Origin of the sequence: Winogradskyella wandonensis (genome assembly GCF_004346845.1) — a bacterium.
Lineage (GTDB): Bacteria > Bacteroidota > Bacteroidia > Flavobacteriales > Flavobacteriaceae > Winogradskyella > Winogradskyella wandonensis.
Map to the genome: position 1 here is coordinate 194,729 of NZ_SMGI01000003.1, position 11,300 is coordinate 206,028.

The window sequence follows — 11,300 nt, forward strand, 5'->3', positions numbered from 1 at the left end:
TTTGAGATACCCGTTTTAATAAGTAACATCTCATTCAATGAGTTTGAAATTGAATTATCTACACTTGATTCAATAGCTAAATTCAGAGATATTAACTTAAAAAACTACGAAGATTCTTTTACGGTTGAAGTCAATAATTATAGTAGCTCTATTAAATTTAAATCAAAAGAGACTATAAATATTAGTACTGAGACTTTATTCAATATTGAAATAAAAACAGATGAGAGTTTTGTAAAAAAAGATATTATTCAAGTTCAAAAAGTAGATTTTTATAATAATAAAGAGAAAGTAAATATTAATGTTATAAGTAAAGAATCAACTGCTATTGTAAAAGCTCCATTATTCACAAAAGACACAATAGTTTTTGGACTTTTAATGTTGGCTCTTGGAATCGTATTTTTTTCTGAATCCAAAGAGCAAGGATTTTGGTCAAAATTCTACAAAATAGTTCCAGGACTTTTTGTTGCTTATATGATACCCGCTTTTTTAACTACATCAGGACTTATCGCTCCAGAATGGGAAACAATTTCAGAAGACAATAAAATAATATCCCATAGCACAAACTTATACTACATGGCTAGCCGCTATTTGTTACCAGCAGCGTTAGTTTTAATGACGTTAAGTATAGACCTCAAAGGTGTTTTTAATTTAGGCTGGAAAGCCTTAGTGATGTTTTTTGCTGGTACTGTTGGTATCGTCATCGGTGGCCCAATTGCGCTTCTTTTAATTGCACAAATCAGCCCAGATTTAATAGGCGTTACTGGCCCAGATGCGGTTTGGAGAGGACTTTCTACATTAGCTGGTAGTTGGATTGGTGGTGGTGCCAACCAAACAGCAATGCTAGAGATTTATGGTTATAATCAGAAGCTGTACGGCGGAATGGTATTCGTAGATATCGTCGTTGCCAATATTTGGATGGCTTTAATTTTAATAGGCATTGGTAAACGCAATCGCTTTAATAAATGGTTAAAAGCCGACACAAAAGCAATTGAAGATTTAAAGGATAAAGTCTCTAAATTCTCGGAAAGTGTAAAACGAAATCCATCGTTAACAGATATTATGATTATTGCCGCTATTGCTTTTGGTGCAGTTAGCTTTGCACATTTAGCATCGGATTATTTGGGACCTTATTTTGATACTGTTGTGAGTAATATCGAAAACCCTACTACCAGAAATATATTTACGTTTTTAGGTTCTAAATTCTTTTGGATGATTAGTATTGCTACTTTAATTGCCATTGGTCTTTCCTTTACAAAAGCCAGAAACTATGAGGGTGCTGGTGCTAGTAAATTTGGCAGTGTCTTTATTTACATATTAGTCGCAACTATTGGTATGAAGATGGATTTAACCCTAATTTTTGATAACGGCTTACTAATTCTTGTAGGTTTAGTATGGATGACCATCCATGCACTATTACTCATTGGCGTAGCCAAATTGATTAAAGCACCTTACTTTTTCTTAGCAGTAGGAAGCCAAGCTAATGTTGGTGGTGCAGCCTCTGCTCCTATTGTTGCTTCTGCGTTTCACCCATCTTTAGCAACTGTTGGTGTACTGTTAGCCGTATTTGGATATGCAGTTGGTACTATTGCTGCGATTGGTTGTACTATTTTGATGCAAATTGTATCCGGAGCTTAGTTGTTTTTTAAAACAAAAATGAGATATTTGTCCACTAAAAAATTTCCTATAATGAAAGCGTTTCAAAATCTACTATATATCATTCTTATCTCATTAATTGTATCGTCTTGCAATTCTGAGACAGAAAAAAACTTTACCTTAAATGGGTCTGTTAAAGGTTTAAAAAAAGGTGTGGTATATCTTCAAAAAGAGGACGGAACGTCCATAGTAGATTTAGATTCTGTAGTTATAAAAGGCACCTCAGATTTCACCCTTAAAACTAACATAGACGAGCCTATTTTGCTGTATCTTAAGCTACATAAAAATGATGGGCAAGAACATTTTATCCCATTTTTTGCCGATAAAGGTATAACTGAAATTAAAACAACGCTAAAACGATTTACAAGTGATGCCAAAATAACTGGCTCTGAGCAGCAAGTGCTTTTAGAAGAATATCTAAAATTAATGTCTGACTTTAATGATAGTAACTTAGACCTAATAAAAGCAAATTTTGAAGCCGCGAAGCGCAATGATACCATTACCTCAGATTCTTTAGCCAAACGTTCTAACCGATTATTAAAGCTTAAATACGCATCTACAATAAATTTTGCATTGAACCATGGTGATAGCGAAGTTGCACCTTACCTAGCACTTTACGAAGCACCTAATGCAAGCGTAAAATATCTAGATAGCATCTACAACAATCTTACAGATAAAGTGAAGCAATCGTACTACGGTAAAACTTTAGGAAAAGCTTTAAACGATTTTAAAAAAGCGCAAGACAGTATTAAGTAAGTGCTTCTTTTCTTGGCTTGATATTTCGTTTTTAAAAACCTAACTTCGTTTAACATCCTATATAGTTCTGTTGCTGAGCAAGTCGAAGCATTACCAACTAACCATATCTTATCGTTATGTGCATGCTAAAAAAAAGAAACTGTAACGTCAATACATTTTTTTAATCCTTAAAGGAAACCAAAAGAACAAATGAGAAAATTCGCTTTAATAATAGTCATAGTAATTTCTTTTTCATCGTGTAATCAACGCAATAAAAACAATGATAATCCTATAAGTGAAAACCAAATTGTAATGGATTCTTTAACCGCTGAATTGGATTCTATTCAAAAAAATGGACGAATAAATGGATTTGCAGTTGCAATGGTCGACCAAAACGGAGTGCTCTATGAAAAAGGCTTTGGATTAGCTAATCTTGAGACAAAAGAGAAGTATACAGAAAATACAATACAGCACATTGCTTCGGTTTCTAAAACGTTAATTGGTATATCCTTAATGAAAGCTAAAGAAATGGGGAAATTAAATTTAGATGATCCGATTCAGGACTATTTGCCTTTTAAGGTAGTAAATCCAAATTACCCTAATGAAACAATTACAGTAAGACAATTGGCTACACATACTTCTAGTATTAATGATACTGATGAACAGTATATGGAAAGAGCTTGGATTCTTACAAAAGATCAAGACTTATCAAAAGTAAGCACAGATTATCCAGCTCAAAGATTAAACCCTTCTGAACTTGATGTTCCAATGGAAAAATACTTGAAAGGATATTTGGAAATAAATGGTGCATATTATCAAGATGACAATTACATAAACTTCAAACCAGGGGAACGCTTTGAATATTCTAATATAGGCGCTACGTTATGTGCATTAGTTATCGAAAAAGCAACAGGTCAGGTATTTGATTCATTTACTGAAGAACACATCTTAAAACCATTGAGTATGAATTCATCTGGTTGGTCATTAGAAGATGTGGATATAAAAAAGCATTCAAGATTATACAGAAACGATAACTCTCTTTTACCCTTCTACACCGCAATAACATATCCTGATGGAATGTTAATTTCATCAAGTAGTGATATGGCGAAGTATCTAGTTGAATTGATAAAAGGCTATTCGGGAGAAGGTACATTACTTTCAAAAGAAAGCTATAAAGAACTTTTTACAGAACAACTTAGTGATAACAATTTTGCAGAAGGTGAGCGTAACGCAGACCATCCTTATGATGGAGACTATAATCCTGCAATTTTTATAGGATATAGCGCATTCGGTTTTGTTGGTCATTCTGGTGGTGACGCTGGAGTTGCTACTTGGATGTATTTTGACAAAGAAAAAAAGACTGGAAGATACATTGTAATTAACTGTGATATGGGAAATGACGAAAGAGCTAGAGAATTAGAATATTACGCAGTTTGGGATAAAATGAATGAATATTTTGATAAACTGAACTTAGAAAAGCCAGCACATAACAACGTGTATAATTAATTGCTAGGTCACAGCCGACTCACGAAAATTCCGATAGAATTTTCTATCTATGATTAGTTTGCTAACTTATGTTTAACCTCTCAGCAACTATATATAAAACTCTTAAATAAGACTTCGCAATCTTGCATAAAAAAACTCCAATCAATTACGACTGGAGTCTTAAAATTTAAGAGCCGATGGAGGGACTCGAACCCACGACCTGCTGATTACAAATCAGCTGCTCTAGCCAGCTGAGCTACATCGGCGAAAGAGGCGTAAATTTAAATTAGATTTTTAAATCTGCAAACCTATTTTATTTTAATTTATTTATTTTTTCAATTAGCGCTCTACCTTTAGTCTCAAGCTCTTGATTTATGGCTTTAAAGTGCGCTTTTTTATTTTCGACGCTTCTATCATTTACCTTAACAATTAAATCGTCAAACGTTGCTATTGCTTCGTCTATTATTGCATCACTTTCCTTAGTTGGCTTTTCTGCATTTGCCAGTTCCCAAATATAAACTGCTTCGATAATATCACCTAAAACGTAGTTGATGTCTTTCTTTAAATCTCTTTTATTTGCCATGATTTTTAATTTATGGGACAAAAGTAATAAATCCCTTTAATTTGTAATCTTTTTTTAGAAAAAGATACGCTAAACATACACCTCTAAAAGTTCTGCTTTAGAGGCATTTATTGTATAGGTTTTAATCGATGCCGGTAAAAGCATTGTTTCACCTTTTTTTATTATCTCTTTACCGCTAGAGGTATGGATTTCCATTTGCCCTTCTACACAAATGTAAATGATAAACGAATCGAAATTATTTTTCTTTTGAAGTTCAGAATCAAGTTTTATATAATTGGTTGTAAAGTATTGGCAATTCACCATTGCATTTGATTGATTTTGGGTTTTATTATAAGTTACCCTAAAATCATTCTTCATATTAAAATCAATAGCGTCTATGGCCAAATCGTTGTGCAACTCGCGCGAATTACCATCTGAATCTACTCTATCCCAATCGTAAACCCGATAGGTAATATCACTAGTTTGTTGAATCTCAGCCAATAGCACTCCTGCACCTATAGCGTGTACGCGCCCGACCTCTATAAAATAGGTGTCACCTTTCTTTACCTTATCGAAATTTAAAATCTCGGTAAGCGTTTTATATTCTAGATGCTGAAGGTATTTTTCAGGAGTTACTTTCTGATTAAAACCTACAATGAGATTTGAATCTTCATCGGCTTGCATGACATACCACATTTCGGTCTTCCCAAAAGAATCGTGGCGTTCCGCCGCTAACCTATCATTAGGATGCAACTGAATACTTAAATCTTGCTTGGCATCGATAAACTTAATTAGCAATGGAAATTTGTTTCCAAACCGCTGGTAATTTTTCTCACCCATTAAGTGAGACTGATAATTTTCTAAAAGCGTTTTTAATGATTGACCTTTTAATGGACCGTTAGTAACTATAGAGGTATCACCATCTACATCACTAATTTCCCAACTTTCGCCCACTTGGGTAGATTTAGACGGTTTATTTAGATATTTTGAAAGTTTTTCGCCACCCCAAATTTTGTCCTTTAAAATAGGTTTGAACTTTAATGGATATAATTCTTCTTGCATTTACTCACCAGAATAGGTCACAAAGTTACGAGGAGTTTCGTAAAGTGTCACTTCTAAATCTAATTTAGAATCTAACTTAGCCTTTAATTTATTATAAATTACTACAACTATATTCTCTGCTGTTGGGTTTAAATCCTGAAATTCTGGCACTTCTAGATTTAAGTTTTTATGGTCAAAGGCATCTTCGACTTCAGATTTAATAAAGTCTTTTAAAATTTTTACATCTATGACGTAGCCTGTTTCTGGGTCGATATTTCCAGTTACGCTTGCAATAAGCTCGTAATTATGGCCATGAAAATTAGGATTATTGCATTTTCCGAACACAGCGTCATTCTTCTCGAAGCTCCAATCTTTTCTGTATAATCTGTGTGCCGCATTAAAATGTGCACGTCTGCTCACGGTTACTCTCATTTCTTAATATTAATATGTTCGTAAAACTTTTCGAAAATAATTTTAAACCAAGCCGTATAACTTTCTGGATGTTGAAAAATATCGTCTTTTACATCGTCTAAAAGCATCCATTTCCAATCGGCAACTTCATCTGGATTAATTTTAGGGGAATCCTCATAATAGCCAACCATAATATGGTCTAGCTCGTGCTCTGTTAGGCCATTATCAAAAGGCGCCTTGTAGATAAAAGATGTTGTTTCTTCGAGATCTGTTACAAATCCCATTTCTTCTTTTAAACGCCTTTTCCCTGCTTCTAAGTTACTTTCTCCATCTCTTTGGTGACTGCAACAAGTATTTGTCCAAAGGCCTGGTGAGTGGTATTTATGCAAGGCACGTTGCTGGAGCATTAACTCATTATTTTTATTAAAGATAAAAACAGAAAAAGCGCGATGTAAAACAGCCTTTTCATGAGCTTCCATTTTGGGCATTAAACCAATTTGTTCGTCGTTTTCGTTGACTAAAATGACTTGTTCTTCGTTCATGGAGCAAAATTACAATCAAATGTTAAAAAAAATGATAAGGTTATCATAAAAAAATAACCGCTTCAAATTGAAGCGGCTATCTATATTCAAGTAGTTTTAATTACTTATTCTCCACATTTTTTTCCTTTAAAAGACGTGATAATAAACTCACTACGTCTATTCTTTTGGTGTTGTAACTCTGTACATTCTGAGGTATCTACAGTGTCACAGCCACAATCATTAACTAATTGTGATTCTCCGTAACCCTTGGCAGTTAATCGCGTAGGGTCGATACCACTTTTTACTAAATATTTTAGTGTGGCTTGTGCTCTGTTTTCTGAAAGCTTTTGGTTATACTCATCGGATGCTCTACAATCGGTATGACTTCTAATATCTAACGTCATTGAAGGATACTCTACCAGAACGGCTAATACTTTTTGTAATTGAAGCTCAGCCACGTATTTAATATCGTACTTATCCAAATCGAAATAGATTAAAGGAATATTAAGTGCTTTTGCTAAATCATCACAAGGTTGTATGGCTATTTCTTCTGGTGATAATCCAATATCAAGGTTTAATTCTAAACTAGCGTCGTTGGTATCGAAACGCTCTTCCTCAATACTATACTTTTCCTTAGAACCTCTTACTAAATATTGTTTATCACAATCTACATTAAATCTAAAGGCAGCATCAGTGCCTACAATAACACGTTCTAATTCATTTCCTGTTGCATCTTTAAGTACAACCGTAGCTCCAGGCAACAAAGCTCCTGACTGTTTGTCTTTAACTCTTCCTGTAACTACTTGGTCGCATTCGCCTAAACCAAAACTATAAATATCATCGTCTCCCTTACCTCCAGTTCTATTTGATGAAAAGAAACCATTCTCGTTTTCTACATTTTCGTAAAACGCAAAATCGTCAGCATTGCTATTAAATGGTTTGCCTATATTGGTAACAACGTAATTATCGGTTACATTATCTGCAATTTTTTCGTCTGCACTGCGTACTACAAATATATCGTAACCACCAAGACCTGGAAGTCCTTTTGTAGAATAATATAAATCACCTTCACTATTTACAAATGGAAACGAATCTGGTCCTTCGGTATTTATAGAGCTTCCTAAATTTCGTGGGGTTGCAAGAGAACCATCTTCATTTATATCTACAACCCAAATATCAGAATCTCCAACAGTACCTTCCATATCTGACGCAAAATAAAGGCGAGTACCTTCTTTATTAATTGTTGGGTGTGCTACGCTGTATTCATCACTATTAAAGTGTACAGATTTGATTTCTCCCCAGTTACCATTATCGTCTTTAGAAACTCTAAATAATTTTAACTTATTAACACCATCATCACCTTTTTTGGCGCGATTACGGTAATAGTTATTCCTTGTAAAGAAAATTGTATTACCATCTGGCATATAAGCTACGCTTGACTCATGAAACTTTGTGTTTATCTTAGAACTGTATTCCGAAACGTTTGAAAACTCTCCATCGTTATAGCCATAAACCTTAAATAGATCGAGATAAGGCTGACCATTCCATTGGTAAGTTCTTTCGTCATTGCCTCTTGCAGATGCAAAAACCAAATTACCATCGTAAACGGCTGTACCAAAATCTGAATACTCCGAGTTAAAGTTCAAATTATCAACTACAACATTAGACTTAGAATTCTGTGCGATTTGTTTTCTATAATCTCTTCTTGCAATAAAAGACTTTGCTCGTGAGTCCGATGGGTTTAATTCGTTAAACTTCTCCATCCACTCATCGGAAGCTTCGTAATTCTGGACACCTTTTAAAGCCAGGGCATATCTAAAATAGTACTCCGAGTCTACATCTGTAGTTAGCTTAAAAAGCTCACCATACCAGCGCGCAGCTTCTTTCATCTTATTCTGAAAATAAAATGAATTTGCCAACTGTTGAAGCATCTCTGGACTTCTGTAACCGTTTTCGGCAACTCGTAATAGCACATTACTCGTCTTTACATAAGCGAATTCGTTATAATCATCATTTACGCTTTTAACTTTGGACTTTTGGCTATTTGCCATAAAACAGCCTTGAATAAAAACAAGAGCTAGTATATATTTTAATAGTTTTTTCATAGTCTGTGTTTTAGAAGAAACGTGGTGATAATATTTTGCCTAGTTGCTGCAATTCGAATCTCAATATTAATTCGTGTGTACCACTGTTATAATTATTTAAGTCCGATGTTGTTAAATCATAACCGTATCCGATATACATTCCTTTTGTGACTTGAAATCCAGCTAATGCAGAAATAGAGTCATCCCATCTCCAAGCTAGACCTACTGTAAGAGTATCATCAAATAATGCATTTGCAGAAATATCGGCAATTAATGGTGCTCCAGAAACCGCTTTAACCAAAAATGCTGGTTTCAGTTTTACATTGCCACCCATATCAAAGACATAACCACCATGTAAAAAGAAATGCATACGTTCTGTGGCAACAGAGTTTTGAAAGTCGTCATAATGATCTGTTGTAATAAAATTAGGTGCTGAAAGGCCTACGTACCAGTTTCTATTACTTAAGTATAAACCAGCTCCAACAATTAAAGCATGTTGATCTAAATTTGACTCGGGCGCAAACAATGGATCATCAAACTGGGGAAGACCTAAACTCCAATCAGTACTTAAATTATGCCAACCTGCTTTAACACCGAAAGATAGCCTTGTACCATTATCGTTAATCGGAAAGGTATACGAGAAATTTGCATCGACAAAATTCTCACGAGCTGGTCCAAGAGCATCACTTCCACATTTAACCCCAGTGCTAAACGCTCGTTACGCAAGGGCGAATGAATACCTAGAGATTGCGTTTGCGGTGCTCCATCGATTCCCACCCATTGGGAACGATGGAGTCCTACAATACTCAATGTTTCTCTTTGTCCTGCATAAGCCGGATTAATACTTAATGTATTGTACATATAGTGCGTATACTGAGGATCTTGTTGTCCGTAACTGTCGATTGGCATTAATCCTAGTGCTAAAACTACAACTAAGCTAATTAATGATGATTTATTGATCATATTTTTCATTTTTTCAGTACTGTTTTATCTATTAATATATAACCAACCAACTCGCGGCTCACTTCCATCTCCTAAGTTAAGAACATAATAATATGTACCTACCGGTAATAAGTCTGAGGCATTAACAACCGAACGTCCATTTGATCGACCATCGAATGTATTGTTATAACCATTCATGCTGTAAACAATGTTACCCCATCTGTTATATATTTCTAGTTTATTATTTGGGAATTGATCTATACAATTAATTACAAATGTTTCATTCACTCCATCACCATTTGGAGAAAACTCATTAAAAATAGTTAAACATCCTAATGATAATACAGTTGGGTCGTCAGAAACATTCCCATCAAAATCATCTCCATCATCACTAATATCTTGAACAATAACTCCATTATTTGTTGCTATTGCTAAAGCTTCAGCAGTATTAGATATACCGCCAGCATTTACAGCTTCTGGAGTTATTACATAAGTGGCTGTATATATTGCTATCTCCCCAGGAACTAAATTTCCTTGAGAACTACCTAGAGTAGAGTCAACATATAGAGGTCCTGTTGTTAAACTTAGTGGATTACCTGTTATGTCTGTAAATGTGTCAACAATATCTAAACCATTTAATACTACATTTCCAGTATTCTCGACTTCTATCGTAAAGGTAACTGTATCACCAACATTTTCTCCTGTAGTGACAAACGTTTTAGTTACTTCTAATTCTGGCCTACAAAAAACCGTAGTGGTTATTGGCAAAGTGATGTCTGTACTAACAAAGTCACATGGGTCAAGTGGGTCTGTACCAGAGTTCATTTCATCACCATTAGTCACACCATCACCATCACAATCTGCCACTAACCAATCACCTGATTGCGGTAAAGTAATATCAACCTCATTAAAATCACATGGATCATAAGGATTCGTATTATTTGGACCTGGAATACCTGTCATGTCAGGATCAACTTCAATACCGTTTATTACACCATCACCGTCACAATCGGCTACATACCAATCGCTGGTCGTATCCATTAAGTCTACATTAGCTAAATCACCTCCATCACATGGGTCTCCTGGGTCCGTACCATTAGATGTCTCTGTGCCATTATCTTCGCCATCACCATCACAATCTGCCAATAACCAATCACCTGTCTGTGGACCTGTTATACTTCCTGCATTGAAATCACATGGGTCGCTAGGGTCTGTACCATCTGCTATCTCATCTCCATTAGTCACACCATCGCCATCACAATCAGCTAATAGATAATCTCCACTTGGTGTTAAACTTATATCTGATGCATTGAAATCACATGGGTCATTAAGGTCAGTGCCGTCTGGACCTGGAGTGCCATCACCTTGTGGGTCTACTTCTGTACCGTTTGGTACACCGTCACCATCACAATCGGCTACATACCAATCGCTGGTCGTATCCATTAAGTCTACATTAGCTAAATCACCTCCATCACATGGGTCTTCTGGGTCCGTACCATTAGATGTCTCTGTACCATTATCTTCGCCATCACCATCACAATCTGCCAATAACCAATCACCTGTCTGTGGACCTGTTATACTTCCTGCATTGAAATCACAAGGGTCGCTAGGGTCTGTACCATCTGCTATCTCATCTCCATTAGTCACACCATCACCATCACAATCAGCTAATAGATAATCTCCACTTGGTGTTAAACTTATATCTGATGCATTGAAATCACATGGGTCATTAGGGTCAGTGCCGTCTGGACCTGGAGTGCCATCACCTTGTGGGTCTACTTCTGTACCGTTTGGTACACCGTCACCGTCACAATCGGCTACATACCAATCGCTGGTCGTATCCATTAAGTCTACATTAGCTAAATT

At 35.5% G+C, this 11,300-nt stretch carries 9 protein-coding genes, 1 tRNA gene and 1 pseudogene; 3 read left to right on the forward strand and 8 right to left on the reverse strand.

Features of this window, described 5'->3' with window-relative positions:
- Nucleotides 1-375 precede the first annotated feature (375 nt).
- From DFQ05_RS10185 to DFQ05_RS10195, 3 genes are all read left to right on the forward strand, one after another.
- Nucleotides 376-1,635 carry a DUF819 family protein gene (locus DFQ05_RS10185; protein WP_132705433.1) on the forward strand — a complete coding sequence of 420 codons (1,260 nt, stop codon included), beginning with the start codon at nucleotides 376-378 and terminating at the stop codon, nucleotides 1,633-1,635.
- A 51-nt stretch (nucleotides 1,636-1,686) separates the two neighbouring features.
- Nucleotides 1,687-2,409, forward strand: a complete 723-nt coding sequence (locus DFQ05_RS10190) for a DUF4369 domain-containing protein (RefSeq protein WP_132705306.1) — start codon at nucleotides 1,687-1,689, stop codon at nucleotides 2,407-2,409.
- Between the two features lie 291 nt (nucleotides 2,410-2,700).
- The gene (locus tag DFQ05_RS10195) at nucleotides 2,701-3,894 is read left to right on the forward strand and encodes a serine hydrolase domain-containing protein (RefSeq protein WP_241974253.1); all 1,194 of its coding nucleotides are present in this window, start codon (nucleotides 2,701-2,703) and stop codon (nucleotides 3,892-3,894) included.
- 171 nt (nucleotides 3,895-4,065) lie between these two features.
- On the opposite strand, the gene DFQ05_RS10200 is transcribed toward DFQ05_RS10195, so the two are convergent.
- The 8 genes and pseudogenes from DFQ05_RS10200 to DFQ05_RS13605 form a co-directional block, all read right to left on the reverse strand.
- Nucleotides 4,066-4,139 (reverse strand) — tRNA-Thr (locus DFQ05_RS10200).
- Nucleotides 4,140-4,186: 47 nt separating this feature from the next.
- The gene (locus DFQ05_RS10205; RefSeq protein ID WP_132705308.1) at nucleotides 4,187-4,456 is read right to left on the reverse strand and encodes a hypothetical protein; all 270 of its coding nucleotides are present in this window, start codon (nucleotides 4,454-4,456) and stop codon (nucleotides 4,187-4,189) included.
- Nucleotides 4,457-4,525: 69 nt separating this feature from the next.
- Entirely contained in the window at nucleotides 4,526-5,497 is a 972-nt protein-coding gene (locus DFQ05_RS10210) for a type I phosphomannose isomerase catalytic subunit (RefSeq protein WP_132705309.1), read from the reverse strand.
- Entirely contained in the window at nucleotides 5,498-5,908 is a 411-nt protein-coding gene (locus tag DFQ05_RS10215) for a 6-pyruvoyl trahydropterin synthase family protein (RefSeq protein WP_132705310.1), read from the reverse strand. It lies immediately after the preceding gene.
- On the reverse strand, nucleotides 5,905-6,429 hold the full coding sequence (idi, locus tag DFQ05_RS10220) for an isopentenyl-diphosphate Delta-isomerase (RefSeq protein ID WP_132705311.1): 525 nt from the start codon (nucleotides 6,427-6,429) through the stop codon (nucleotides 5,905-5,907). Before idi ends, DFQ05_RS10215 begins: the two co-directional genes overlap by 4 nt.
- A gap of 104 nt (nucleotides 6,430-6,533) precedes the next feature.
- On the reverse strand, nucleotides 6,534-8,513 hold the full coding sequence (locus DFQ05_RS10225) for an OmpA family protein (RefSeq protein WP_132705312.1): 1,980 nt from the start codon (nucleotides 8,511-8,513) through the stop codon (nucleotides 6,534-6,536).
- A 10-nt stretch (nucleotides 8,514-8,523) separates the two neighbouring features.
- Nucleotides 8,524-9,455: pseudogene (locus DFQ05_RS10230) on the reverse strand (PorP/SprF family type IX secretion system membrane protein).
- A 24-nt stretch (nucleotides 9,456-9,479) separates the two neighbouring features.
- A partial coding sequence (locus DFQ05_RS13605; RefSeq protein ID WP_206750666.1) for a T9SS type B sorting domain-containing protein occupies nucleotides 9,480-11,300 on the reverse strand: 1,821 nt, incomplete at its 5' end.

Bases quoted from the DNA above. Each gene is read 5' to 3' on its own strand.
- DFQ05_RS10185 (WP_132705433.1), top strand. From the start codon at position 376: ATGTTGGCTCTTGGAATCGTATTTTTTTCTGAATCCAAAGAGCAAGGA.
- DFQ05_RS10215 (WP_132705310.1), bottom strand. From the start codon at position 5,908: ATGAGAGTAACCGTGAGCAGACGTGCACATTTTAATGCGGCACACAGA.
- DFQ05_RS10190 (WP_132705306.1), top strand. From the start codon at position 1,687: ATGAAAGCGTTTCAAAATCTACTATATATCATTCTTATCTCATTAATT.
- idi (WP_132705311.1), bottom strand. From the start codon at position 6,429: ATGAACGAAGAACAAGTCATTTTAGTCAACGAAAACGACGAACAAATT.
- DFQ05_RS10195 (WP_241974253.1), top strand. From the start codon at position 2,701: ATGGATTCTTTAACCGCTGAATTGGATTCTATTCAAAAAAATGGACGA.
- DFQ05_RS10210 (WP_132705309.1), bottom strand. From the start codon at position 5,497: ATGCAAGAAGAATTATATCCATTAAAGTTCAAACCTATTTTAAAGGAC.
- DFQ05_RS10205 (WP_132705308.1), bottom strand. From the start codon at position 4,456: ATGGCAAATAAAAGAGATTTAAAGAAAGACATCAACTACGTTTTAGGT.
- DFQ05_RS10225 (WP_132705312.1), bottom strand. From the start codon at position 8,513: ATGAAAAAACTATTAAAATATATACTAGCTCTTGTTTTTATTCAAGGC.